Annotated in this window: 36 protein-coding genes; 2 read left to right on the top strand and 34 right to left on the bottom strand. The window is 62.0% G+C overall.

The window, feature by feature from the left end; translation table 11 throughout:
- Positions 1–164: 164 nt before the first annotated feature.
- Positions 165–1,148: a malate dehydrogenase gene (locus ACVOL0_RS15185; RefSeq protein WP_481549808.1), complete on the bottom strand. Its 984-nt coding sequence runs from the start codon at positions 1,146–1,148 to the stop codon at positions 165–167.
- Between the two features lie 112 nt (positions 1,149–1,260).
- Positions 1,261–1,755: a peptidylprolyl isomerase gene (locus ACVOL0_RS15190; RefSeq protein WP_481549809.1), complete on the bottom strand. Its 495-nt coding sequence runs from the start codon at positions 1,753–1,755 to the stop codon at positions 1,261–1,263.
- A gap of 213 nt (positions 1,756–1,968) precedes the next feature.
- Between ACVOL0_RS15190 and typA the strand changes: the two genes are divergently transcribed.
- Positions 1,969–3,816, top strand: coding sequence for a translational GTPase TypA (gene typA, locus ACVOL0_RS15195; RefSeq protein WP_481549810.1), 1,848 nt, complete (start codon positions 1,969–1,971; stop codon positions 3,814–3,816).
- Positions 3,817–3,821: 5 nt separating this feature from the next.
- Positions 3,822–4,298 (top strand): DUF2127 domain-containing protein, encoded by a 477-nt coding sequence (locus tag ACVOL0_RS15200; RefSeq protein ID WP_481549811.1) that lies wholly within the window; start codon positions 3,822–3,824, stop codon positions 4,296–4,298.
- Between the two features lie 203 nt (positions 4,299–4,501).
- On the opposite strand, the gene ACVOL0_RS15205 is transcribed toward ACVOL0_RS15200, so the two are convergent.
- From ACVOL0_RS15205 to ACVOL0_RS15360, 32 genes are all read right to left on the bottom strand, one after another.
- Positions 4,502–5,071 carry an REP-associated tyrosine transposase gene (locus ACVOL0_RS15205; protein ID WP_481549812.1) on the bottom strand — a complete coding sequence of 190 codons (570 nt, stop codon included), beginning with the start codon at positions 5,069–5,071 and terminating at the stop codon, positions 4,502–4,504.
- Between the two features lie 119 nt (positions 5,072–5,190).
- Positions 5,191–6,558 carry a class II 3-deoxy-7-phosphoheptulonate synthase gene (locus ACVOL0_RS15210; protein ID WP_481549813.1) on the bottom strand — a complete coding sequence of 456 codons (1,368 nt, stop codon included), beginning with the start codon at positions 6,556–6,558 and terminating at the stop codon, positions 5,191–5,193.
- Between the two features lie 28 nt (positions 6,559–6,586).
- Positions 6,587–7,102 (bottom strand): disulfide bond formation protein B, encoded by a 516-nt coding sequence (locus ACVOL0_RS15215; RefSeq protein ID WP_481549814.1) that lies wholly within the window; start codon positions 7,100–7,102, stop codon positions 6,587–6,589.
- A 145-nt stretch (positions 7,103–7,247) separates the two neighbouring features.
- Positions 7,248–7,634 carry a 50S ribosomal protein L17 gene (gene rplQ / locus ACVOL0_RS15220; protein WP_303749039.1) on the bottom strand — a complete coding sequence of 129 codons (387 nt, stop codon included), beginning with the start codon at positions 7,632–7,634 and terminating at the stop codon, positions 7,248–7,250.
- 194 nt (positions 7,635–7,828) lie between these two features.
- On the bottom strand, positions 7,829–8,827 hold the full coding sequence (locus ACVOL0_RS15225) for a DNA-directed RNA polymerase subunit alpha (protein WP_062169013.1): 999 nt from the start codon (positions 8,825–8,827) through the stop codon (positions 7,829–7,831).
- A gap of 54 nt (positions 8,828–8,881) precedes the next feature.
- A complete protein-coding gene (rpsD, locus tag ACVOL0_RS15230; RefSeq protein ID WP_057629607.1) occupies positions 8,882–9,511 on the bottom strand; it encodes a 30S ribosomal protein S4 in 630 nt (209 codons plus the stop codon).
- A gap of 14 nt (positions 9,512–9,525) precedes the next feature.
- The gene (rpsK, locus tag ACVOL0_RS15235) at positions 9,526–9,918 is read right to left on the bottom strand and encodes a 30S ribosomal protein S11 (protein WP_057629606.1); all 393 of its coding nucleotides are present in this window, start codon (positions 9,916–9,918) and stop codon (positions 9,526–9,528) included.
- Between the two features lie 12 nt (positions 9,919–9,930).
- Positions 9,931–10,287, bottom strand: a complete 357-nt coding sequence (gene rpsM / locus ACVOL0_RS15240) for a 30S ribosomal protein S13 (RefSeq protein WP_057629605.1) — start codon at positions 10,285–10,287, stop codon at positions 9,931–9,933.
- Between the two features lie 346 nt (positions 10,288–10,633).
- Positions 10,634–11,989: a preprotein translocase subunit SecY gene (gene secY, locus ACVOL0_RS15245; RefSeq protein WP_481549815.1), complete on the bottom strand. Its 1,356-nt coding sequence runs from the start codon at positions 11,987–11,989 to the stop codon at positions 10,634–10,636.
- A 7-nt stretch (positions 11,990–11,996) separates the two neighbouring features.
- On the bottom strand, positions 11,997–12,440 hold the full coding sequence (rplO, locus tag ACVOL0_RS15250; protein ID WP_057629603.1) for a 50S ribosomal protein L15: 444 nt from the start codon (positions 12,438–12,440) through the stop codon (positions 11,997–11,999).
- A gap of 6 nt (positions 12,441–12,446) precedes the next feature.
- Positions 12,447–12,638 (bottom strand): 50S ribosomal protein L30, encoded by a 192-nt coding sequence (rpmD, locus tag ACVOL0_RS15255; protein ID WP_062169020.1) that lies wholly within the window; start codon positions 12,636–12,638, stop codon positions 12,447–12,449.
- A complete protein-coding gene (gene rpsE / locus ACVOL0_RS15260) occupies positions 12,631–13,173 on the bottom strand; it encodes a 30S ribosomal protein S5 (protein WP_481549816.1) in 543 nt (180 codons plus the stop codon). Before rpsE ends, rpmD begins: the two co-directional genes overlap by 8 nt.
- A gap of 161 nt (positions 13,174–13,334) precedes the next feature.
- Complete coding sequence (rplR, locus tag ACVOL0_RS15265; RefSeq protein ID WP_062169024.1) at positions 13,335–13,688, bottom strand: 50S ribosomal protein L18; 354 nt, start codon at positions 13,686–13,688, stop codon at positions 13,335–13,337.
- Between the two features lie 33 nt (positions 13,689–13,721).
- Positions 13,722–14,249: a 50S ribosomal protein L6 gene (gene rplF, locus ACVOL0_RS15270; RefSeq protein ID WP_282270262.1), complete on the bottom strand. Its 528-nt coding sequence runs from the start codon at positions 14,247–14,249 to the stop codon at positions 13,722–13,724.
- Positions 14,250–14,264: 15 nt separating this feature from the next.
- Positions 14,265–14,663 carry a 30S ribosomal protein S8 gene (gene rpsH / locus ACVOL0_RS15275; protein ID WP_481528355.1) on the bottom strand — a complete coding sequence of 133 codons (399 nt, stop codon included), beginning with the start codon at positions 14,661–14,663 and terminating at the stop codon, positions 14,265–14,267.
- A 218-nt stretch (positions 14,664–14,881) separates the two neighbouring features.
- Positions 14,882–15,187, bottom strand: coding sequence for a 30S ribosomal protein S14 (gene rpsN / locus ACVOL0_RS15280; RefSeq protein WP_282270266.1), 306 nt, complete (start codon positions 15,185–15,187; stop codon positions 14,882–14,884).
- An 18-nt stretch (positions 15,188–15,205) separates the two neighbouring features.
- The gene (gene rplE, locus ACVOL0_RS15285) at positions 15,206–15,748 is read right to left on the bottom strand and encodes a 50S ribosomal protein L5 (RefSeq protein WP_062169033.1); all 543 of its coding nucleotides are present in this window, start codon (positions 15,746–15,748) and stop codon (positions 15,206–15,208) included.
- Positions 15,749–15,758: 10 nt separating this feature from the next.
- Positions 15,759–16,076 carry a 50S ribosomal protein L24 gene (gene rplX / locus ACVOL0_RS15290; protein WP_017355416.1) on the bottom strand — a complete coding sequence of 106 codons (318 nt, stop codon included), beginning with the start codon at positions 16,074–16,076 and terminating at the stop codon, positions 15,759–15,761.
- A gap of 16 nt (positions 16,077–16,092) precedes the next feature.
- Positions 16,093–16,461: a 50S ribosomal protein L14 gene (gene rplN, locus ACVOL0_RS15295; protein ID WP_019186153.1), complete on the bottom strand. Its 369-nt coding sequence runs from the start codon at positions 16,459–16,461 to the stop codon at positions 16,093–16,095.
- A gap of 13 nt (positions 16,462–16,474) precedes the next feature.
- Positions 16,475–16,744, bottom strand: coding sequence for a 30S ribosomal protein S17 (gene rpsQ / locus ACVOL0_RS15300; RefSeq protein WP_303749032.1), 270 nt, complete (start codon positions 16,742–16,744; stop codon positions 16,475–16,477).
- Between the two features lie 11 nt (positions 16,745–16,755).
- Positions 16,756–16,941: a 50S ribosomal protein L29 gene (rpmC, locus tag ACVOL0_RS15305; protein ID WP_054657204.1), complete on the bottom strand. Its 186-nt coding sequence runs from the start codon at positions 16,939–16,941 to the stop codon at positions 16,756–16,758.
- Positions 16,941–17,354: a 50S ribosomal protein L16 gene (rplP, locus tag ACVOL0_RS15310; protein WP_282270271.1), complete on the bottom strand. Its 414-nt coding sequence runs from the start codon at positions 17,352–17,354 to the stop codon at positions 16,941–16,943. The genes rpmC and rplP overlap by 1 nt, the downstream gene beginning before the upstream one ends.
- Before the next feature lie 5 nt (positions 17,355–17,359).
- Positions 17,360–18,094 carry a 30S ribosomal protein S3 gene (rpsC, locus tag ACVOL0_RS15315; protein ID WP_057629592.1) on the bottom strand — a complete coding sequence of 245 codons (735 nt, stop codon included), beginning with the start codon at positions 18,092–18,094 and terminating at the stop codon, positions 17,360–17,362.
- A gap of 18 nt (positions 18,095–18,112) precedes the next feature.
- Positions 18,113–18,448, bottom strand: a complete 336-nt coding sequence (gene rplV / locus ACVOL0_RS15320) for a 50S ribosomal protein L22 (RefSeq protein WP_017355410.1) — start codon at positions 18,446–18,448, stop codon at positions 18,113–18,115.
- Positions 18,449–18,460: 12 nt separating this feature from the next.
- Positions 18,461–18,730: a 30S ribosomal protein S19 gene (rpsS, locus tag ACVOL0_RS15325; protein ID WP_057629591.1), complete on the bottom strand. Its 270-nt coding sequence runs from the start codon at positions 18,728–18,730 to the stop codon at positions 18,461–18,463.
- Between the two features lie 6 nt (positions 18,731–18,736).
- On the bottom strand, positions 18,737–19,564 hold the full coding sequence (rplB, locus tag ACVOL0_RS15330; protein WP_057629590.1) for a 50S ribosomal protein L2: 828 nt from the start codon (positions 19,562–19,564) through the stop codon (positions 18,737–18,739).
- A 10-nt stretch (positions 19,565–19,574) separates the two neighbouring features.
- Positions 19,575–19,874 (bottom strand): 50S ribosomal protein L23, encoded by a 300-nt coding sequence (gene rplW, locus ACVOL0_RS15335; RefSeq protein ID WP_057629589.1) that lies wholly within the window; start codon positions 19,872–19,874, stop codon positions 19,575–19,577.
- Complete coding sequence (rplD, locus tag ACVOL0_RS15340; RefSeq protein WP_481509899.1) at positions 19,871–20,476, bottom strand: 50S ribosomal protein L4; 606 nt, start codon at positions 20,474–20,476, stop codon at positions 19,871–19,873. Before rplD ends, rplW begins: the two co-directional genes overlap by 4 nt.
- 12 nt (positions 20,477–20,488) lie before the next feature.
- The gene (gene rplC, locus ACVOL0_RS15345; RefSeq protein WP_282270285.1) at positions 20,489–21,139 is read right to left on the bottom strand and encodes a 50S ribosomal protein L3; all 651 of its coding nucleotides are present in this window, start codon (positions 21,137–21,139) and stop codon (positions 20,489–20,491) included.
- An 11-nt stretch (positions 21,140–21,150) separates the two neighbouring features.
- Entirely contained in the window at positions 21,151–21,462 is a 312-nt protein-coding gene (gene rpsJ, locus ACVOL0_RS15350) for a 30S ribosomal protein S10 (RefSeq protein WP_010341589.1), read from the bottom strand.
- Positions 21,463–22,753: 1,291 nt separating this feature from the next.
- Positions 22,754–22,999 (bottom strand): DUF2274 domain-containing protein, encoded by a 246-nt coding sequence (locus ACVOL0_RS15355; protein WP_023093971.1) that lies wholly within the window; start codon positions 22,997–22,999, stop codon positions 22,754–22,756.
- The gene (locus ACVOL0_RS15360; protein ID WP_481507574.1) at positions 22,996–24,210 is read right to left on the bottom strand and encodes a TraB/TrbI/VirB10 family type IV secretion system protein; all 1,215 of its coding nucleotides are present in this window, start codon (positions 24,208–24,210) and stop codon (positions 22,996–22,998) included. The genes ACVOL0_RS15355 and ACVOL0_RS15360 overlap by 4 nt, the downstream gene beginning before the upstream one ends.
- Between the last annotated feature and the right edge of the window lie 93 nt (positions 24,211–24,303).

Genomic DNA, 24,303 nt, shown 5'->3' on the forward strand with positions numbered 1-24,303 from the left:
CCCCACCCCCCCAAACAACCCCCCCCCCCCCCCCCCCCCCCCCCCGGGGGCCCATGGGGCGGGGTGCTGCGGCCGGACCCGTGGCCCCCACTACAACAAACAACAAATAAAAAACGGGGAAGCCGAAGCCTCCCCGTTCCTTGCATCACATCAACCGACAGCTGTTACAGCAGGTCGGCAACGCCGGCGCGCTCTTCTTCCAGCTCACCCAGGGTGATGTCGATGTACTTCCTGGAGAAGTCGTCGATCGGCAGATCCTTGACGATGGTGTATTCGCCGTTCTCGGTGGTTACCGGGAAGCCGAATACGACGCCTTCCGGAATGCCGTAGGAACCGTCGGACGGCACGCCCATGGTCACCCACTTGCCGTTGCTGCCCAGCACCCAGTCATGCACGTGGTCGATGGCTGCGTTGGCGGCCGACGCAGCCGAGGACAGGCCACGGGCGGCGATGATGGCCGCGCCGCGCTTGCCGACGGTCGGGATGAAGGTGTTGGCGTTCCATTCCTGATCGTTGATCAGCTCGGCAACCTTGGCACCGCCGGTGGTGGCGAAGCGGTAGTCCGGGTACATGGTCGGGCTGTGGTTGCCCCACACGGTGAAGTGCTCGAAGCTCTCCACGGTCTTGCCGGTCTTGGCAGCCAGCTGGCTCAGGGCGCGGTTGTGGTCCAGGCGCAGCATGGCGGTGAAGTTGCGCGGGTTCAGGTCCGGCGCCGACTTCATCGCGATGTAGGCGTTGGTGTTGGCCGGGTTACCGACCACCAGCACCTTCACGTCACGCTTGGCGACGGCGTTCAGGGCCTTGCCCTGCACGGTGAAGATCTTGGCGTTTTCCAGCAGCAGGTCCTTGCGCTCCATGCCCGGGCCGCGCGGACGCGCGCCAACCAGCAGGGCCACGTCGACGTCCTTGAAGGCCACCAGCGGGTCGGCGGTGGTCACCACGCCAGCCAGCAGCGGGAAGGCGCAGTCTTCCAGTTCCATGACCACACCCTGCAGGGCGGCCTGGGCCTTTTCGTTGTCGATTTCGAGCAGCTGCAGGATGACCGGCTGATCCTTGCCCAGCATTTCGCCAGAAGCGATGCGGAACAGCAGTGCATAACCGATATTGCCGGCAGCGCCGGTTACGGCAACACGAACGGGTGCTTTCATGGGGGTTTCCTCTGCTAAGAAGCGGTTGTGGGGGTAAGGCCGGGCATGCACAGGCGCGCTGGCCCGGCTGGAATCAGAAACGGCCACCTTGTCAGGTGGCCGTCGGAGTCAATCAGGCGGCGAGGATCTTGTTCCACTCGGCGACGCGGTCGGCCTTGGCGGCCAGCACGGCGTCGGTATCGCCTTCCAGGGTGATCTTGTTGATCGCATCGCCCTGCTGGATCGCGTCAACCACGTCCAGGCCTTCGAGCACCTTGCCAAACACGGTGTGCTTGCCATCGAGCCAGTCGGTCTTGATGTGGGTGATGAAGAACTGGCTGCCGTTGGTGTTCGGGCCGGCGTTGGCCATGGACAGCACGCCGCGCTCGTGGCGCACGCCATTCTTGGTTTCATCTTCAAAACGGTAGCCCGGGCCGCCGCGGCCGGAGCCTTCCGGGCAGCCGCCCTGGACCATGAAGTCGGCGATCACGCGGTGGAACGCCAGGCCGTCATAGAAGCCGTGCTTCACCAGGTTGACGAAGTTGGCCACGGTCAGCGGTGCCTTGTCGGCATACAGCTCGATCTTGATCGGGCCGCGGGAGGTGTCGAAATTGGCGATCAGCGACATGGGAAATCCTTAGTAAAGAAGACGACTCTCAATAGCCGCTTAGTTTACACCCGGCTCCGCCCGCGCTGCTGCCCTTGCCCTGCAGTCTGCTCGGAACAAGTATGAATGGGCTATCAGACGAGTCTGAACGGCAGTTTTCGCACAGCGGCGACATAGCGCTATAATGCTGGACTCATTTTCCCCATTTCACGGCACCGGCTGGCCGTCTTTCGCATGTCCATCGAAAATCTTCGCAACATCGCCATCGTCGCCCACGTCGATCATGGCAAGACCACCCTCGTCGACCAGCTGCTCAAGCAGTCCGGCACCCTGTCCGAGCGCACGGTACTTGCCGAGCGCGTGATGGACAGCAACGACCAGGAAAAGGAACGCGGCATCACCATCCTGGCCAAGAACACGGCCATTACCTGGGAAGACAAGAAGACCGGTACCAAAAACCGGATCAACATCGTCGATACCCCGGGACACGCCGACTTCGGTGGCGAGGTGGAGCGCGTGCTGTCGATGGTCGACTCGGTGCTGATCCTGGTTGACGCGATGGACGGCCCGATGCCGCAGACCCGCTTCGTCACCCAGAAGGCCTTCGCGATGGGCTTCAAGCCGATCGTCGTGGTCAACAAGGTCGACCGCCCGGGCGCCCGTCCGGAGTGGGTCATCGACCAGGTGTTCGACCTGTTCGACAAGCTCGGCGCCACCAATGAGCAGCTCGACTTCCCGATCGTCTACGCCTCGGGCCTGAACGGCTACGCCGGCCTGGAAGACACCGTCCGCGACGGCGACATGACCCCGCTGTACGAAGCGATCATGAAGTACGTGCCGGTGCCGGAAGTCGAGGCCGACGGCCCGTTCCAGATGCGCATCAGCCAGCTGGACTACAACAACTTCGTCGGTGTGATCGGCATTGGCCGCATCCAGCGCGGCAAGGTCAAGAAGAACCAGGCCGTCGCCGTGATCGACCGTGAAGGCAAGAAGCGCCAGGGCAAGGTCCTGCAGGTGCTGGGCTTCATGGGCCTGGAGCGCATCGAAGTCGACGAAGCACAGGCTGGCGACATCATCGCCATCTCCGGCATCCAGGAACTGACCATCTCCGACACCGTCTGCGCCCTGGACACCCCGGAAGCGCTGCCGCCGCTGACCGTCGACGAGCCGACCATCTCGATGACCTTCCAGGTCAACAACTCGCCGTTCGCAGGCAACAAGGACCTGTCCGGTGGCAAGTTCCTGACCAGCCGCCAGCTGAAGGAGCGCCTGGAGCGCGAGACCGTGCACAACGTGGCACTGAAGGTCGAGCAGCTTGAAGACGCCGACAAGTTCCTGGTCTCCGGCCGTGGCGAGCTGCACCTGTCGGTGCTGATCGAAACCATGCGTCGCGAAGGCTACGAGCTGGCCGTGTCGCGCCCGGAAGTGATCATCAAGGAAATCGACGGCCAGATGATGGAGCCGATCGAGCAGCTGGTGGTTGATATCGAAGAGCAGCACCAGGGCGGCGTGATGGAAAAGCTGGGTACCCGCAAGGGCCTGCTTGAAAACATGGAGTCCGACGGCAAGGGCCGTGTTCGCCTTGATTTCAAGATTCCGGCACGTGGCCTGATTGGCTTCCAGAACGAGTTCAAGACCCTGACCCAGGGTTCTGGCCTGCTGTTCCACGTGTTCGACCACTACGGCCCGAAGGAACAGGGCGCCATCGCCAAGCGCCTGAACGGCGTGATGATCGCCAACGCCCCGGGCGCCACCCCGGCTTACTCGCTGGGCCCGCTGCAGGAACGCGGCAAGCTGTTCGCTGCTGAAGGCGACAACGTGTACGAAGGCCAGCTGATCGGTATCCATTCCAAGGACAACGATCTGACCGTCAACGCGATCAAGACCAAGCCGCTGACCAACATGCGCGCTTCGGGCAAGGACGATGCGATCCAGCTGACCCCGGCAATCAAGTTCTCGCTGGAACAGGCCCTGGACTTCATCGACGACGACGAGCTGGTGGAAATCACCCCGAAGGAAATTCGTCTGCGCAAGAAGTTCCTGACCGAAAGCGACCGCAAGAAGGCCTCGCGCGGCGGCTGATTGTCTTGACTGACAAAACGCCCTACAACCCGGATCCGCATGCGCATCCGGGACTGGCAGCCATCGCGCTGCTGGAAGCAGGAAAGGCCGTACTGGCCTTTCTCGCTGCGGCTGGCCTGGAGATTTCCGGGCCGGCTCCGCTTCGCAACATCATCAATGCCCTGATCCACCGCATAGGTGGCGACCCCGAGAACGGCGCGTTCTCCTCGCTGCTGGGCATGATCACCCCCGATACCGTTCACCTCGGCGCCGCTGTACTGGTCGGCTACGGGCTGCTGCGCCTGCTTGAAGCCTGGGGCCTGTGGCGCGCCAAGGCCTGGGCCTCATGGCTGGGCTGCATCTCCGCCGCGCTCTACCTGCCGCTGGACTTCTACGCCATCGTCAAACACCCCGGCTGGGCCTCGTGGCTGCTGCTGGCGGTCAACCTGCTCGTCGTCTGGGTACTGGCCCGCGACCTCGGCAAACGCCACCGCAAGCGCTAGCGCCTCCCCTGTAGTGCCGAGCCATGCTCGGCATTGGGCCTGCCCCAAAATGCCAAACGCCCCACCTGTAGTGCCGAGCCATGCTCGGCATTGGGCCTGCCCCAAAATGCCAAACGCCCCACCTGTAGTGCCGAGCCATGCTCGGCATTGGGCATTACCGGTAACGCATCTTGCCGAGCATGGCTCGGTACTACATCAGAACATCAGAGCTGCCAGCCCCATCTGCACCAAGCATATGGATAGTCCTGCGGCCGTTCGCATAGGCCTGCCCGCACCGGGTTGTGCAGCAGATAGTTGGCTACGCCACGCAGCGACTCATCGCGCCGGATTGCATGATCGTGATAGCCGGTCTGCCAGATGGAACCTGCGCCACCAACAGACCTTGCTGACCGCGATTTCAAGCGCTGCATGCACCCACCCAGCGATCCGGATTGAAGCTGCAGCAGCCAATGCAGGTGATCGGGCATTACCACCCAGGCAAGGTTGTGACAAATGTCGGCGAGTTCGCAGTGTCGCAACGCCTCAATGACCTGCTCTGCGTTCCTGCGATTCGCAAACAGCGGCACACGCCCTGCGGTTACCGTGGTGATTGAATAGATGTTGCTGGGCAGCGAGAAACGCCCGTGGCGCAGTTTTTGACTGGACATCGCTAAAGCCTGAGGCTGGCGACCAAGAACGTCCGTCGGTGAACCAATGCCCCACTTGTAGTGCCGAGCCATGCTCGGCAGGGGCTTGCCCCGTGAATCTGCGGCCCAGGTGTAGTGCCGAGCCATGCTCGCAAGATGCGTTACCGGTAATGCCCAATGCCGAGCATGGCTCGGCACTACACCTGGGCTGCAGATTTACGGGGCAAGCCCCTGCCGAGCATGGCTCGGCACTACAGGTATGGCCGTCAGCCTTGCTTGCGGACGATGGCCATGGCGATTTCCAGCGACTGCTCGTAGTTCAGTCGTGGGTCGACGCTGGAACGGTAGGCACGCCCCAGATCACGCTCGGTGAGCTCACGCGCGCCGCCGGTGCACTCGGTGACATCCTCGCCCGTCAGCTCCAGGTGCACGCCTCCCAGGCGCGTACCGGCCGCTGCGTGCAGGTCGAAGGACATCTCAACCTCGCTGCGGATATTGTCGAAGCGACGGGTCTTGTAGCCGTTGCTGGTGCTCTCGGTATTGCCGTGCATGGCGTCGCAGACCCACAGCACGCGGCGGCCATCGCGCTTGATCGCATCCAACAGCGGCGGCAGCTTGTCGGCAATCTGGCCCGCGCCCATGCGATGGATGAAGCTCAGCCGGCCCGGCTCGTCTTCCGGATTCAGTACATCGATCAAGCGCAGCAGCTGATCCGGCTGTACCGAAGGCCCGACCTTGATCGCAATCGGGTTGCGCACACCTCGCAGGTACTCCACGTGCGCGCCATCCAATGCAGCGGTGCGCATGCCGATCCACGGGTAGTGCGTGCTGAGGTTGAACCAGCCGTTCTGGCGCGGCACCTGCCGGGTCAGCGCCTGCTCATACGGCAGCAGCAATGCCTCGTGCGAGGTGTAGAAGTCCACGCGGTTGAGGTTGTGCACCTGCGAGCCCGACAAGGTCTCCATGAAGCGCACAGCGTCGCCGATCGAGGCCACCATCTTCTGGTATTCCTCGGCCAGCGGCGAGCAGCGCATCCAGGCCAGGTTCCAGTACTCGGGATGGTGCAGGTCGGCGAAGCCGCCGTCGATCAGCGCACGCACGAAGTTCATGGTCAGCGCCGAGCGCGAATGCGCCGTGATCATCCGCTGCGGATCGGGCACGCGTGCGGCCTCGGTGAACGCCGGTGCATTGATCACGTCGCCGCGATAGCTGGGCAAGGTAACGCCGTCGCGGGTTTCGGTATCGGCCGAGCGCGGCTTGGCATATTGGCCGGCAAAACGGCCAACGCGGATCACCGGCATACGCAGGCCGTGCACCATGACCAGGCTCATCTGCAGCAACACCTTGAGCCGGTTGGAAATCGTGCCCGACTCGCAGTCGACGAAGTTCTCCGCGCAATCGCCGCCCTGCAGCAGGAAGCGCTTGCCTTCCTGCGCCTCGGCCAGCTGCTGCTTGAGCGCGAAAATCTCCCACGAGGTCACCAGCGGCGGCAGCTGCCGCAACTCGGTCAACGCCGCCTCCAGCGCCTGCGGATCGGGATACGTCGGCATCTGCAGCGCGGGCTTGCCACGCCAGCTATCCGGCGCCCAGCTGTTGGCGGTGGCGACGGATGACGGGGAGGAGGAAGCGTTCATGCAGATACCAATTGAGGAAGTGAAAGAATCAGATCAAACGTTTTTTACGTGTGCGCAGGCCGGCATACAGCGCCCAACCGGCAAGCAGTACGAACCACACCAGGCTCCACATCGGCATGCTCAGGCCGAGGAAGGTCCAATCGATGTTGCCGCAGTCACCGGTACCGGTCAGCACGGTGCGGAACACCTCGAACGGGCCCATGGTTTCAGCAAGAAAGCTCAGCGGCGGGCCGCAGCTGCTACCCAGGTCCTTCGGCAACAACTGCACGTAGACGTGACGCCCGGCGATGCCGGCACCCACCAGCGCCGCCAGCAACGTCAATACGCCATAGCCGGCACGACCGCCGCGACTTGTCGGCCCGTGCATGGCGCCCAACAGGAACAGCACGCCAACGGCAGCAAATGCGATGCGCTGGTAGATGCACAGCGGGCACGGCTCCAGCCCCATCTGGATCTGCATGTAGATCGCAAATGCGAGCAGGCCAGCGCAGGTCAGGAAGCCCAGCAGGCATTGCGCGCGGAAACTCCAACGCAAAGGGTTCATCGCAACTTTCCGGATTGAACAATGCAACAAGAGTAACAGGCCATCCACGCGCGATCAGCACTGATGCCAGCTGTAACCACATCAACAAAAAAGCCCGGCGTAGGCCGGGCTTCTCTTGCATCCGTCGATGGATGGAAGCGTGCGATTACTCGCCGACTTCTTCCGCAACGGCGACCGGACGGTCAACCAGTTCGACGTAGGCCATCGGAGCATTGTCGCCAGCGCGGAAGCCGCACTTCAGCAGGCGCAGGTAGCCGCCCGGACGGTTGGCGTAGCGCGGGCCCAGGATGGTGAACAGGACGCCAACGGCTTCCTTGTCACGCAGGCGGGCGAACGCCAGACGACGGTTGGCAACCGAGTCAACCTTGGCCAGGGTGATCAGCGGCTCGGCAACGCGGCGCAGTTCCTTGGCCTTCGGCAGGGTGGTCTTGATCAGCTGGTGCTTGAACAGCGACGCAGCCATGTTCTTGAACATTGCTTCGCGGTGGGCGCTGGTGCGGTTGAACTTGCGGCCCGACTTCATGTGACGCATGGGTGTATTCCTTGGTTAATGGTGAGACGTTGGACTTCGTTGTCGCCATCCTGGCGTTGAAAGTGGACTGCGGATGGTCCTGGTCACCCGTCCTGGACGACCGGCATTGCGGCGTTGTTTAACCGTCAATGCGGGTACTGCTGAAACAATATTCCCCCGCATGGTCACCCATGCGGGGGAACAGGTATTGCTTATCAGCCGAGCATGCCGTGAGCGGCGACACCGGCCGGCGGCCAGTTCTCCAGCTTCATGCCGAGCGACAGACCGCGCTGGGCCAGCACTTCCTTGATCTCGGTCAGCGACTTCTTGCCGAGGTTCGGGGTCTTGAGCAGTTCGACTTCGGTCTTCTGGATCAGATCGCCGATGTAGTAGATGCTCTCAGCCTTGAGGCAGTTGGCCGAACGCACGGTCAGCTCCAGGTCGTCGATCGGGCGCAGCAGCACCGGATCCACGCCGTTGTTGGCCGGCTTGGCTGCACCGCGGTCGCGGTGGGTGAAATCGCCGAACACCGACAGCTGATCGCTGAGGATGTCGGCCGCGGTGCGGACAGCTTCCTCGGCATCGATCGTGCCGTTGGTTTCGATATCAATGACCAGCTTGTCCAGGTCGGTACGCTGCTCGACGCGAGCGGCTTCCACCGCATAAGCGACGCGGCGGACCGGCGAGAACGAAGCGTCCAGCACCAGACGACCAATCGCACGCGATTCTTCGTCCGGACGACGACGTGCGGCAGCCGGCTGGTAGCCGAAGCCACGCTCGACCTTCAGACGCATGTTGATCGCAGTGTCCTTGGTCAGGTTGCAGATCACATGGTCGCCGTTGATCACTTCGACGTTGTGGTCAACCTTGATGTCGGCAGCGGTGACAACACCCGGACCCTGCTTGGACAGGGAAACGGTGGCGCTGTCGCCGGTGTGCATACGGATCGCCACGTCCTTCAGGTTCAGCAGGACGTCAAGCACGTCTTCCTGCAGGCCTTCCAGAGTGGTGTACTCGTGCAACACGCCGTCGATCTCGACTTCGGTAATGGCGAAGCCCGGGATGGACGACAGCAGCACGCGACGCAGGGCGTTGCCCAGCGTATGCCCGTAACCACGCTCCAAAGGCTCGATCACGACCTTGGCGCGGGTCTCGGTAAGGCGTTCGATCTGCGGACCGCGAGGACGCAGAACCTGGTTTGCGGTAACCGTCATGTTGCGGGTTCTCCTGCGAACCTCCGGTGCAACCCGGAGGTTCTCCATTGTGAATTACTTCGAATACAACTCGACGATCAGCGCTTCGTTGATATCCGCAGGCAGGTCCGCACGATCCGGCACAGCCTTGAAGACGCCGCTGAACTTCTTCGAATCGACTTCGACCCACGACGGGCTGAGGTCGTGCTGTTCGGCAACGACCAGGGCTTCCTGGACGCGCAGCTGCTTGGCAGCCTTCTCGGACAGCGCAATCGCGTCGCCGGCCTTGATCTGGTACGAAGCCAGGTTGACCGACTTGCCGTTGACCGTGACACCGCGGTGCGAGACCAGCTGACGAGCAGCCGGACGGGTCACTGCGAAGCCCATGCGGTAGACGACGTTGTCCAGACGGGTTTCCAACAACTGCAGCAGGTTCTCGCCGGTGTTGCCCTTCTTGGTCGAGGCCTTCTTGTAGTAGTTGCGGAACTGACGCTCCAGCAGACCGTAGATACGCTTGACCTTCTGCTTTTCGCGCAGCTGGGTAGCGTAGTCGGACAGCTTGCCCTTACGGGCAGTGGCGCCGTGCTGGCCGGGCTTCTGCTCCAGCTTGCACTTGGAATCCAACGCGCGGGCCGGGCTCTTCAGGGAGAGGTCGGCGCCTTCGCGGCGGGCGAGCTTACAGGTAGGACCGATATAACGAGCCATTTCTTATCGCTCCTTTAGACGCGACGCTTCTTCGGCGGACGGCACCCGTTGTGCGGGATTGGCGTCACGTCGATGATGTTGGTGATCTTGTAGCCGACGTTGTTCAACGAACGTACGGCCGACTCACGGCCCGGACCCGGACCCTTGATGCGGACTTCCAGCGACTTCAGGCCGTAATCCAGCGCAGCCTTGCCAGCCTTTTCGGCGGCAACCTGAGCAGCAAACGGAGTCGACTTACGCGAACCACGGAAGCCAGCGCCACCGGAGGTCGCCCAGGACAGTGCATTGCCCTGACGGTCGGTGATGGTCACGATGGTGTTGTTGAACGAAGCGTGGACGTGGGCAACGCCATCAGTGATGACGCGCTTGATCTTCTTCTTGGTTTTTGCAGCAGCGGGCTTAGCCATTATCTAGGTCCCTTACTTCTTCAGAGCCTTGCGCGGACCCTTACGGGTACGTGCATTGGTCTTGGTGCGCTGACCACGCAGCGGGAGACCACGACGGTGACGCAGGCCGCGATAGCAGCCCAGGTCCATCAGGCGCTTGATGGCAATGCCGATTTCGCGACGCAGATCGCCTTCAACGATGTACTTGCCCACTTCCAGGCGCAGACGATCGATTTCCGGTTCCGACAGATCGCGGATCTTGGTGGTCGAAGCAACGCCTGCGACTTCGCAGACCTTCTTCGAACGGGTACGGCCGATGCCGTAAATGCTTTGCAACCCGACCCAGACGTGCTTCTGGGCTGGCAGGTTGACGCCTGCAATACGCGCCATGACGCGGTTCTCCAGCTGAGTGATGGCCGACTGCGCACCACAGGGCGCGCCAATCCGGCAGGATGGATCAAAAAAGTGAACTAGCGATACTAACAAGGTCTCGGTTTGCTTTGAAGTCGTGGAACGCAACGTTCCACAGACCCGGCGTGGGGAGTGTGCCCATGCTCCGGCGCCGGATGTGCCTGGCTGGGAGAGTCATCTCCAAGCCGCCCGCGCTACTCCCGCGCGGAACAACCACATCACACCCCCACCCGAAACCGCTGCAGGGGCCGCCCTTCTGTTTGGAAAGCCGCCCCGGGAACCGGAGCGGGTTTCTCGCTATGAAGCGGAAAGTATAACCGGTGAATCAGCCGCGTGCAAAACCGCCGCGGTTGCCACCCTTCAGGTTGGCCTTCTTCAACAGGCTCTCGTACTGGTGCGACATCAGATGCGCCTGAACCTGGGCGATGAAATCCATCACCACCACCACCACGATCAGCAGCGAGGTGCCGCCGAAGTAGAAGGAGGCATTGAGCTGGGTACGCATGATTTCCGGCAGCAGGCAGACGATCACCAGGTACAGCGAGCCAGCAGCCGTCAAGCGGGTCAGCACGGCATCGATGTAATCGGCGGTGGCCTTGCCCGGACGGATGCCCGGAATCAGCGCACCTGACTTCTTCAGGTTGTCAGCGGTTTCCTGCGAGTTGAACACCAGCGCGGTGTAGAAGAACGCAAAACCGGTGATCAGCGCAGCGAACACGATCATGTGCAGCGGCTCGCCCGGACCCAGCGCGTTGGCCACCTTCTGCAGCCACGTCGCCGAGCTGGCCTGGCCGGACCACATCGCCAGCGTTGCCGGGAAGGCAAGGATGCTGGAGGCGAAGATCGCCGGGATCACGCCTGCCATGTTGAGCTTCAGCGGCAGGAACGAGGTCTGGTTCATATAGGCATTACGGCCACCCTGACGGCGGGCGTAATTGACCGTGATACGACGCTGACCGCGCTCCACGAACACCACGAAATAGGTGAAAGCCAGCACCACCAGCACGATGATCAGCAACGAGATGAAGCTCATGTTGCCGTCACGGTAGGCTTCGACGGTGTGGATCACAGCAGCCGGCAAGCCAGCCACGATGCCTGCGAAGATGATCAGCGACACACCGTTGCCGATGCCACGCTCGGTCACCTGCTCACCTACCCACATCAGAAAAATGGTGCCCGCGGTGAGCGCGATGATCGCGGTCAACACGAAGCCCATACCCGGCGCATACACCACCGGTGCACCGCCCGGCGACACCTGGTTCTGCAGCGCGAGCGCGATACTGCCGCCCTGCACCACCGCCAGGAGCACCGCGCCAATGCGCGAATACTGGGTGATCTTGCGACGACCCGACTCACCTTCCTTCTGCATGGCCTTCAAGGCCGGGAAGATGTGGACCGCCAGCTGCATCACGATGGATGCCGAGATATACGGCATCACGTTCAACGCGAAGATACTGAAACGGTGCAGGGCGCCGCCCGAGAACATGTTGAACATGTCCACGATACCGCCGCCCTGCGCCTGCATCAGCGCAAGCATGGCATCGGGATTGACGCCCGGCACCGGCACATAACAGCCGATGCGATAGACGAGCAATGCCCCAAGTACGAACAGGAGGCGCTGGCGAAGTTCCGTGAACTTGCCTGCCCCTGCCGCGAGGTTACCGATGCCAGCTTGCGCCATGTTCCAGTTACTCCTGTACGCTGCCGCCGGCAGCTTCAATCGCGGCCTTGGCGCCGGCAGTAGCAGCAATACCCTTCAGGGTGAATGCCTTGCTCAGCTCGCCCTTGAAGACGACCTTGGCCTTCTTCGCGGTCGACGGGATCAGCTTGGCTGCACGCAGTGCGGCCAGGTCGATCTCACCAGCTTCCAGGCGATCAAGGTGGTAGGACAGCACTTCTGCAGTGTCCTTGGCCTTGTGCGAGAAGAAGCCGATCTTCGGCAGACGACGCTGCATCGGGGTCTGGCCGCCTTCGAAGCCAGCCTTGATCTTGCCGCCGCCCTTGCGAGCGAACGAACCCTTGTGGCCGCGGCCGCAGGTCTTGCCCAGGCCGGAGCCGATGCCGCGACCGACGCGGGTACGCTCGGTACGGGCGCCCGGTGCCGGGCTCAGTTCATTGAGACGCATAGTCATGGTCGATTACTCCTCAACCTGGACGAGGTACTGAACCTTGTTGATCAGACCGCGAACCTGCGGGCTGTCTTTCAGTTCACGCACATCATTGAGCTTGTTCAGGCCCAGGGCACGCACCGACAGGCGGTGACGCGACTGGGTGCCACGCAGGCCGCGCACCAGGCGCACCTTGACGGTCTTGACGGTTTCATTAGCCATGGTTCAGATCCTCCAACTTCTTGCCGCGCTTGGCAGCAATACGGGCCGGGGACTGCGCACCGGCCAGACCCTTCAGGGTGGCGCGGACCAGGTTGATCGGGTTACGCGAACCGGTTGCCTTGGCCAGGACGTTCTTCACGCCAACGGCTTCCAGCACGGCGCGCATGGCACCGCCGGCGATGACGCCGGTACCTTCCGAGGCCGGCTGCATGAACACGCGAGCTGCGCCGTGACCATCCTTGATGGTGTGCCACAACGTGCCGTTGTTCAGATCAACGCTGACCTGGTTCTTGCGGGCCTGCTCCATCGACTTCTGGTTGGCGACCGGCACTTCGCGTGCCTTGCCATAACCGAAGCCGACCTTGCCTTCGCCATCACCGACCACGGTCAGTGCGGTGAAGGTGAACTGGCGGCCACCCTTGACGGTCTTGCTGACGCGGTTGACCGCGACCAGCTTCTCGATCATGCCGTCGTCGATTTTCTCTTCGCGGTTACGGTCGCGATCGCGACCCCGCTGCTGACGCTCTTCTGCCATTTCGATTCCTTGATTGATTGGGTATGTACGGCTCGATGCCGCTTATGGTTGTGTAGTGAAGCAATGAATCGCCAGACGCTGCAGAAGAACGAAAGGCGCCCGGTACAAACCCGTACCGGCAGGCAGGCGGAAAGGGGCCAAAGGCCCCTTTCCTGTATTGCTTAGAACTGCAGGCCGCCTTCGCGGGCAGCATCAGCAAGCGCCTTGATGCGACCGTGGTAGCGGTAGCCCGAGCGGTCGAAAGCGACCTTCTCGATACCAGCAGCCTTGGCGCGCTCGGCGATCAGCTTGCCGACCTTGGTGGCAGCGTCGATGTTCTTGCCGCTCTTCAGGCCTTCCTTGACTTCGGCCTGTGCGGTGTTGGCAGCAGCCAGCACCTTGGAGCCGTCGGCGGTGAAGACCTGTGCGTACAGGTGCTGACCGGTGCGCAGCACCGACAGACGTGCCACGCCCAGGGTACGGATGTGCGAACGGGTCGACTTGGCGCGACGCAGACGGGCGATGTTCTTGTTCATGTTCTTTATCCTCGAAAGCTGAAAACCTAAGAATTAGGCCTTCTTGGCTTCCTTGCGAATGATGACTTCACCGGCGTACTTCACACCCTTGCCCTTATAGGGCTCCGGCGGACGGTAACCACGGATCTTGGCGGCGACTTCACCGACAACCTGCTTGTCCACGCCCTGCACGACGATTTCCGTCTGCGTCGGGGTCGACAGGGTGATGCCTTCCGGCGCCACGAACACGACAGGGTGGGAGAAGCCCAGCGACAGGTTCAGGTCCTTGCCCTGCATGGCAGCGCGGTAACCCACGCCGACCAGCTCAAGCTTGCGCTCGAAGCCTTCGGACACACCCTGCACCATGTTGGCCAGGATCGCACGCACGGTGCCGGCCAGCGCGTCGAAGGAGATGTCCTTCGGGCTCAGCGTGGCAACGCCGTTGTCGAGAGTGATTTCTACGCCAGCGGTTTTGTTCAGCGACAGGGTGCCCTTCGGGCCCTTCACGCTCACAACTTCCGGCTGGATGGTCAGTTCAACGCCCTTGGGCAGGTTGATCGGCTTCTTGGCTACGCGGGACATAGTGGACTCCTTCCCTTAGGCCACGAAGCACAGGACTTCGCCGCCGACGCCCAACTGGCGCGCCTGCGCATCAGTCATGATGCCCTTGGAGGTGGAAATGATGGCGACGCCCAGGCCGTTCAGGACCTTCGGCAGTTCAGACTTGCCACGGTACTGGCGCAGGCCCGAACGCGAGAAGCGCTTCAGGGTCGCGATGACCGGCTTGCCTTCGAAGTACTTCAGGACGATTTCGAGCTCGGCCTTGTTGTTTTCGATGTTGTTGACGCGCAGGTCGGTGATGTAACCCTCGTCCTTCAGGACCTGGGCAATGGCCACCTTGACCTTGGACGACGGGGCTTTCACCGTCTGCTTGCCAACCGCGGCCGCATTCTTGATGCGGACCAGCAGGTCGGCGATGGGATCAGTCATGCTCATGTAGATACCTTTGAGTGCACCGATATCCGCTTTCGCGAAAATCTCGTGTTTTCCTGGGATGGGCCAGGGCCCTTGACGCACCTGCCGCCATTTCGGGCAGGCAAGAAGCGGGATTATACGACAAAAAGCCCGACTTGCGTCGGACTTTTTGTTTTGCCTTCAGATTGACCCGAAAGCCCTGCTGGGCGGGCCTTTCGGTCCGCCCAGCGGGTTGTTGCTTACCAGCTTGCCTTGCGCAGGCCCGGCACGTCACCACGCATGGTGGCTTCGCGCAGCTTGTTGCGGCCGAGGCCGAACTTGCTGTACACGCCACGCGGACGACCCGACAGTTCGCAACGGTTGCGGTGGCGGCTCGGCGACGAATCGCGCGGCAGCTTCGACAACTTGGTTGCAGCCTCGATCTTCTCTTCGTAGCTCGCGTCCACCGAGGACACGATCTTCTTCAGAGCCGCACGCTTGTCGGCGTACTTCAGAGCCAGCTTCTTCCGCTTGATGTCGCGGTTGACCATTGAGGTCTTTGCCATTTCTGTATCCTCGACGAATCAGTTACGGAACGGGAACTTGAACGCTGCGAGCAGCGCCTTCGCTTCCGCGTCGGTCTTGGCGGTGGTGGTGATGGCGATATCCATACCGCGGATCGCGTCGACGGCGTCGAAGTCGATTTCCGGGAAGATGATCTGTTCCTTCACACCCATGTTGTAGTTGCCACGACCGTCGAACGAACGACCCGACACGCCGCGGAAGTCACGCACGCGCGGCAGCGAGATGTTGATCAGGCGATCCAGGAACTCAAACATGGTGTCACGACGCAGCGTGACCTTGCAGCCGATCGGCCAACCGTCACGGATCTTGAACGAAGCCACCGAGACGCGCGACTTGGTGACCACCGGCTTCTGGCCGGTGATCTTGGTCATGTCGGCAACGGCGTTCTCAAGAACCTTCTTGTTGGTCGCAGCTTCGCCCACACCCATGTTCAGGGTGACCTTGACCAGGCGCGGCACTTCCATCGGATTGGTGTAACCGAACTGCTTGGTCAGCGCCGGTACCACTTCTTCCTTGTAAAACTTTTCGAGACGTGAATTCATCGGTCAGTCCTTAGGCGTCGAGCGCCTCACCGCTGGAGCGGAACACACGCAGTTTGCGTCCATCCTCCAGCACCTTGAAGCCAACGCGCTCGCCCTTGCCCGAAGCCGGGTTCAGCACATTCACGTTGGAGATATGGATCGACGCTTCACGCTCGACCACGCCGCCGGCAACACCTGCCTGCGGGTTCGGCTTGGTGTGGCGCTTGACGATGTTCACGTTGGCGACGATCACACGATCGCCGTCGACGCGGACGACTTCGCCCTGCTTGCCCTTGTCCTTGCCGGTGTTGACGACGACCTGGTCGCCCTTCTTGATACGGTTAGCCATGATTATCTCCTGGCGCTCACAGAACTTCGGGAGCGAGCGAGACGATCTTCATGAACTTCTCCGAACGAAGTTCACGGGTCACCGGTCCGAAGATGCGGGTGCCGATCGGCTCTTGCTTGTTGTTGAGCAGGACCGCAGCGTTGCCGTCGAAACGGATCAGCGAGCCATCGGCGCGACGCACACCCTTGCGGGTACGCACCACGACGGCGTCATACACTTCACCCTTCTTGACTTTGCCGCGCGGAATTGCGTCCTTCACGGTGACCTTGATGATGTCGCCGATGTGGGCATAACGGCGCTTGGAACCACCAAGCACCTTGATGCACATCAGTTCCTTGGCACCGGAGTTGTCCGCAGCATCAAGGTAGCTCTGCATCTGGATCATGAGTCAGATCTCCTTATTCAGCCGCACGCGTGATGACTTCCACCACACGCCAGTTCTTGGTCTTGGACATCGGAGCAATCTCGGTCACGCGCACGACATCGCCTTCGTTGCAGGCGTTGTCGGCGTCGTGTGCGTGCAGCTTGGTCGAGCGCTTGATGTACTTGCCGTACAACGGGTGCTTGACCTGGCGCTCCACCAACACGGTGACCGTCTTGTCCATCTTGTTGCTGACGACACGGCCTTCGACCGTGCGCAGCGTCTTCTTTTCAGTATTTTCGCTCATAGCAGCCATCCTTACTTCGTGCTGCCGATCAGGTGCTTGACGCGAGCAATCTCGCGACGCACCCGGCGGGTTTCGTGGGTCTTCGGCAGCTGGCCGGTGACCTGCTGCATACGGAGCGAGAACTGCTCCTTACGCAGGTCGGTCAGGTGGGCCTTGAGTTCGTCAGCCGACTTCTCGCGGAGTTGTTTGATGTCCATCAGCGCACCGTCCGGGTTACGAAAGTGGTGGTCACCGAGAGCTTGGCAGCGGCCAGGCGGAACGCCTCGCGTGCCACTTCCTCGGTCACACCCTCGACTTCATAAATCATGCGGCCCGGCTGGATCTGGGCGACCCAGTATTCCACGCCACCCTTACCAGCACCCATTCGGACTTCGATGGGCTTCTTGGTGATCGGCTTGTCGGGGAACACACGGATCCACATCTTGCCGCCGCGCTTGACGTAGCGGCTGATCGAGCGGCGAGCCGCTTCGATCTGACGCGCGGTCAGCTGACCGTGGGCAGTAGCCTTCAGGCCGAACTCGCCGAAGCTGACGGCGTTGGCGCTCCAGCTCAGGCCGTCATTGCGGCCCTTGAACATCTTGCGGTATTTGGTTCGCTTGGGTTGCAACATTGCCGTTACCTCGCTTCACGAGCCGGGCGCGACGGACGGTCACCGCGGTCGCCGCGATCGTTACGATCGTTGCGCGGGCTGTCGTCCTGCTTTTCCTGGCCAACCTGGGAGAAATCAAAGACTTCACCCTTGTAGATCCAGACCTTGATGCCGATGATGCCGTAGGTGGTGCTGGCTTCAGCGAAACCGTAGTCGATATCCGCACGCAGGGTGTGCAACGGCACGCGGCCTTCGCGGTACCACTCCGAACGGGCGATTTCAGCGCCGTTCAAGCGGCCGCCGACGTTGACCTTGATGCCCAGGGCACCCAGGCGCATCGCGTTGCCGACCGAGCGCTTCATTGCACGGCGGAACATGATACGGCGCTCCAGCTGCTGCGCGATCGACTCGGCAACCAGCTGTGCGTCCAACTCCGGCTTGCGCACTTCGGTGACGTTGATGTGCGCCGGGACGCCCATCATTTCGCTCACTTCCTTACGCAGCTTTTCGATGTCCTCACCACGCTTGCCGATCACCACGCCCGGACGGGCGGTGTGGATCGTCACGCGAGCCGTCTTTGCCGGACGCTCGATGAGGATCTTGGAGATACCGGCCTGAGCAAGCTTCTTGCGCAGCATCTCGCGAACTTTCAGGTCGGCTGCCAGGTAACCAGCAAACTCGGCCTTGTTGGCGTACCACTTGGAGTTCCAGTCCTTGGAAATACCGAGGCGGATACCAACCGGATGAACTTTATGACCCATGGTCTTTATCCTTTCCGCTTACTTGCCGGCGCCCACAACCACAGTGATGTGGCTGGTGCGCTTGAGGATGCGGGTACCGCGGCCTTTCGCCCGCGCCATGAAACGCTTCAGGGTCGGACCTTCATCAACCATGATGGTCTGGACCTTCAGCTCGTCGACGTCAGCGCCCTGGTTGTTTTCGGCATTTGCGATAGCCGACTCCACCACCTTCTTGATCAGGTGGGCAGCCTTCTTATCCGAAAACTTCAGCAGGTTGACCGCACGCTCGGCCGGCAGACCGCGCACCTGGTCAGCGACCAGACGGGCTTTCTGCGCAGAGATGCGCGCGGAGCGCAGGATTGCTTTCGCTTCCATTGTCATCTCTCCTTACTTGCCCGACTTCTTGTCGCCACCGTGACCCTTGAAGGTCCGGGTGACGGCAAATTCGCCGAGCTTGTGGCCGACCATGTTCTCGTTGACGAGCACTGGAACGTGGTTCTTACCGTTATGAACGGCGATGGTGACGCCTACCATTTCCGGCAGGATCATCGAACGGCGCGACCAGGTCTTGATCGGCTTCTTGCTACCCGCAGCGGCCTCCACCTTCTTGACGAGGTGGTGATCGACGAACGGGCCCTTCTTAAGTGAACGTGCCATGGTCGATTAGCCCCTACGATCGCGGACGATGAACTGCTGAGTGCGCTTGTTATGACGCGTCTTGTAACCCTTGGTCGGAACACCCCACGGGGTGACCGGATGCGGATTACCCTGGCCGGCCTTGGCTTCACCACCACCGTGCGGGTGATCCACCGGGTTCATGGCGGCACCGCGGACGGTCGGCTTGACGCCGCGCCAGCGCTTGGCACCAGCCTTGCCCAGCTTTTCCAGGTTGTGCTCATCGTTACCGACTTCACCGATGGTGGCGCGGCATTCGACCGGCACCTTACGCATTTCACCCGAGCGCAGGCGCAGGGTGGCGTAGATGCCTTCACGAGCGACCAGCTGCACGCCTGCACCAGCAGCACGAGCGATCTGAGCGCCCTTGCCCGGCTTCAGCTCGATCCCGTGGACGGTGGTACCGACCGGGATGTTGCGCAGCGGCAGGGTGTTGCCGGTCTTGATCGGGGCGTGAGCACCCGAGATGACCTGGTCACCAGCCTTCAGGCCCTTCGGGGCGATGATGTAGCGACGCTCGCCGTCGACGTAGCACAGCAGAGCGATATGGGCAGTGCGGTTCGGATCGTATTCGATACGTTCCACGCGTGCCGGAATGCCTTCCTTGTTGCGCTTGAAGTCGATCAGACGGTAGTGCTGCTTGTGACCACCACCCACGTGACGGGTGGTGATGCGGCCGTGGTGGTTACGACCGCCGGACTTGCTCTGCGGCTCCAGCAACGCAGCATGCGGCGCGCCTTTGTGCAGATCAGGAGTGACCACGCGCACGGCCGAACGACGGCCGGGAGAAGTGGGTTTGAATTTCATCAATGGCATGGGATGTACCTCAGGCCTTGGCCGTTACATCGATGGACTGGCCATCGGCGAGACGCACATACGCCTTGCGCCAATCGCCGCGGCGGCCTGCACGGTTACGGAAGGACTTGTTCTTGCCCTTCACGTTCAGCACGTTGACCGACTCGACCTTGACGTCGAACAGCTGCTCAACCGCGGCCTTTACATCGGCCTTGGTGGCTTCGTTCGAAACTTCGAAGACGTATTGGTTGGAGATTTCCTGCAGGCGCGCGGTCTTTTCAGAGACTCGCGGTGCACGCAGCACGCTGAAGATTTTTTCGTTGGCGCTCATGCCAGCCACTCCTCGACCTTCTTGACCGCGTCAGCGGTGATGACGACCGTGTCGGCACCGACCAGCGAAACCGGGTCCAGGCCCTGCACGTCACGCACCTGCACATACGGCAGGTTGCGAGCGGACAGGTACAGGTGCTCGGAAGCCTCTTCGGTGACGATCAGCGGGCGCTTGCCCACTTCCAGGCCAGCCAGCTTGGTGCTCAGGGCCTTGGTGCTGGTCGCTTCGACATCGAACGACTCAACGATGGTCAGGCGACCCTGGCGGTTCAGCTCGGACAGGATGGCGCACATGGCGGCGCGATACTGCTTACGATTGACCTTCTGCTCGAAGCTACGCGGCTTGGCCGCGAAGGTGACACCACCGCCGACGAAGATCGGAGCGGTCAGGGCACCGTGACGAGCGCCACCACCCTTCTGCTTCTTCGACTTCTTGGTGGTACCAGCCACTTCAGAACGCGTCTTCTGTGCCTTGGTGCCCGAACGTGCGGCGTTGCGGTAGGCAACGACGACCTGGTGAACCAGATCTTCGCTGAAATCGCGACCGAACACGGCTTCGGAGACCGAGACCTTGTTGTTGCTACCCGTGATAACGAGTTCCATCGTCATCTCTCCTTATGCCTTGCTAGCCGGACGCACGATCACGTCACCACCGGCTGCGCCAGGCACGGCGCCGCGGATGGCAATCAGACCACGCTCGACATCGACCTTGACCACTTCCAGGTTCTGCGTGCTCTGCTGCACCGAACCCATGTGGCCGGACATCTTCTTGCCCGGGAAAACGCGACCCGGGGTCTGGCGCTGGCCCAAGGAACCCGGCGCGCGATGCGACAGCGAGTTACCGTGGGTTGCATCGCCCATACGGAAGTTGTAGCGCTTGATGGTGCCCTGGAAGCCCTTACCCTTGGTGACGCCCTGGACGTCAACCGTCTGGCCGACTTCAAAGATGTCTGCCTTGATTTCGCCACCGACGGCGAAATCGCCGATCTGTGCGTCTTCAACGCGGAATTCCCACAGGCCACGACCGGCTTCGACCTTCGCCTTGGCGAAGTGACCGGCTTCCGGCTTGTTGACCAGCGCAGCGCGACGAGCGCCGACGGTCACCTGCACGGCGCTGTAGCCGTCGGTTTCGACGGTCTTGATCTGCGCGATGCGGTTCGGGGTTGCTTCAATCAGGGTCACCGGGATGGACTGGCCATCTTCAGTGAAAACGCGGCTCATGCCAGCCTTGCGGCCCACGAAGCCCAACGAATATTTCTTCGTCATGGTCGTAGTCCTCAGGTCAGCTTGATCTGAACGTCGACGCCGGCAGCCAGTTCGAGCTTCATCAGCGCGTCCACGGTCTTGTCGTTGGGGTCGACGATATCGAGCACGCGCTTGTGCGTGCGGGTCTCGTACTGGTCACGCGCGTCCTTGTCGACGTGCGGGGAGACGAGGATGGTGTAACGCTCGATCTTGGTGGGCAGAGGGATCGGGCCACGCACTTGCGCGCCGGTCCGCTTTGCCGTTTCAACGATCTCGCTGGCCGAACGGTCGATCAAACGATGATCAAACGCCTTCAACCGAATTCGGATCTTTTGGTCCGCCATGACGGTATTCCTATGGGTCTAAAGAGCGACAGGTTCGGCCCCTGAGTGTGCCGAACCCCATGAAAACGACGTTTAGCGCCGAAGCACTGCCCGTCGCGCGAATCCTTTCATAACAGCAGGGCGGCCCGGTTTCCCGGCCCGCCCCAGACATGTTCAAACGCACAAAAAACACCCCGTTGAACGGAGTGCCTCCCATGCGACCTGTCCTTGTCTGGCGAATACGAGGTGCGTCCTGCCCCTCCTTTCGCTGGTTGCGGAATTCCCGTAAACGGGCACTTCCGCGAGTGGTCGTGCATTCTGTCAGTATTCTTTTCCTATTGCAACTCACCCCTCTGCCGAGGTATAGGGTGCTTCAGCTTGCAGCCGGATTTACGGGGTTTCGCGCGTATATGCGGGTTTCAGCCTTGGCAACTGCGCGGCCGATCTGCGCGGATACGGATATCCCGGCTAACTGCAGAATGAATGGCCAGAGGCAGGTGTGGCAATGAGAAGGCCGGGCAGCAGGTGTAGCGGTACTGCGCCGAACACCCTACCCCACCCAGAGGCCTGGCACTTATGCCGACCGGAGCCAGGCAAACCCTGGACAGGCGCGGATGTGAATACATCAGCCCAGCCGCTTCCCTCGAGGAGCAACATTATCCACGCGAGCGAAGCGGAACTACACATCCATCCCGACTGCAGTCTCGCCCTATTCAGATCATCCGAACTTTCCGCGAAAAGCCGCCCTCACCCCAACCCCTCTCCCGCTTACGGGAGAGAGGTTGGAGTGACGGGAGGCCTTTGACTTTTGATCTTTAGCTTTTTTGGCCTTTGACTCCCGGCCGCCAGCTCCTGGCTTCTGGCTTTTTAGCCAATTTAAGCCCTGAGCCGCCAAAGCCCACGTACCTAGAAGCTTTTTGCGCCAAAACCTCCCAGCCCCTGAAGCGCCAGGCCCTTCACGCCACAAGCGCCAAACACGCACGCCACACGAAGCCCCTGCTCCGCCCCACCTGACAAACAAAAAAGTGCCTGTGTCAAGCCCTCAGTGAAAATCGCTGGGGGCTTGAAAGCTTATACAGGACACGGGTTTAGCTCTACTTCGGGCCGCTTTGCGGGGCTGCGGCTTTGTGGGCTAGGAGCCACATAAGAGCGTCGCGGTAGAAAGCCGGAGCGTACTGCGTCGGGGCGATTGCCAGCAGACGGCAGGCTTGCTCGGCCATCATAGCCCAATCGGTCGCGGCGCTCCAGAACGAAGAACGCGCAGCGTTGGGCTGCGCGTTCGAGGGTGCGTCGGCAAAGTATCCGTGCATTGTCAGCTCGGCTTCGGCGGTGCGGGCCTGCTCGCGCCTCCCTTCCTGAATCCCCGGTCGCCGGCAATGAACGCCTCCAGCATGTGCGGGATCAACTTCTCTGCATCGACCGCCTCGCCATACGCCTGCGCGTGCAGTGCGGCGTAGCGGTCGAGGTCGGCTTTCAGGCTGGCCGGGCACGCGAAGGTAAGCTTGACGTTCTCGGTCTTGGGCAGCGGCCCAAGCCGCAGTTTCTTGGTCGCGTTCATTGCGAAGCTCCCCGATTGAAGAACAGCGGCTGGTAGGGCCGCAGCACTAGATCCCGGTTAACGATGATCCGCACCGGCAGGCCCGGCCGCTCGGTCAGCGTCGGTTGGATGTTCATGTTGCGCCGGGTGATTTCCTGGCCGACCTGATTGATGCTGTCCTGGGCGCTGTCACGTCCGGCGATGACGATGCGGTTGCCGTCCTGGCGGTTCTCTGGCGCGGCCAGTTCTGCGCCGACGCCCAGCAGCGTCGTCAGCACCGCACCGGCAAAGATGCGGTTCCAGTGCCAGTCCACGTCATCCTCCAAGCCCGCGTAGCCGGCCGGGTCGGTGCCGACAAGGTTGTCCAGCGTCAGCGAGGACGTGTCGGGCAGGATGATCCGGTTCCACACCACCTGTACGCGGCTCTGTCCGTAGCCGACCTGGCTGTTGTAGCGCCCGAGGATGCGCGCCCCCTGCGGAATCAGCAGGAACTTGCCGGTGGCTGTGTCATAGACCGGCTCCGTCACAGTGCCGATCACGTCGCCCGGCAAGTCCGACTTGATGCCTGTCACTAGCGCACCGGCGATCACCGTTCCGGCCATCACCTGATACGGCGACGCGGGCAGCGCCAGATTCCCGGAATTGCGGGTTTCCGTAGAACCGGCTTTCAGGAACGCCTCTTTCTGGTCTTGCCGGTTCTGCACGGCGGTCGGGTCGGCGGGCTGGGCCGCCGTTGAGGCAGGCCCAGCAGCGAGCGGATCGAAGGCCGCAAGCGTGCTTGCAGCCCCCGGCGCTGCCTGCGCGACCGTGGCGGCGGTCTGCCCTTGGCCGCCCGAGCGGAAGAACACCGACGAGGCCGCAGCCGCGTCCGCCTCCTTACGCAAGGCATCTTCGGGATCATGGCCTGGCGGCGAATAGCCCGGCGTCACCGGCTGCTGCGAAGCGACGATGGCCGGGCCAAGGTCGCCGGGCAACGGCGGCCCCAGCTCGGGCACACCGGGCGGCAAGGCTGGTGGCAGCTTCGAGTAGTCCGTCGGCAGCGCATCCAGCCCTTCGGACTTCGAGACGCGATCGACGTTGTAAAGCTCGGTCTGCTCGTTGGTGCCGCGCCGCTGCGGTTGCAGCGACCAGATCGTGGCCGCGAGCACGGCGACCGACAGGCCGCCGACAAGGATGGCCAGCGTGCGCCGGTTCAGGCGCGTGACCGGGCGCGGCTGGGCGCGCAGCGCCACCGCTTCGGGCGCGGGCCGCGCCCCCCTCCGCCGGGGGACGGCTGGGGTGTGGGCCGGGGGGACGGGGCTTGAGACCCCGCCCCCCCCTACCCG

The organism is Stenotrophomonas sp. STEN021 (genome assembly GCF_056760175.1).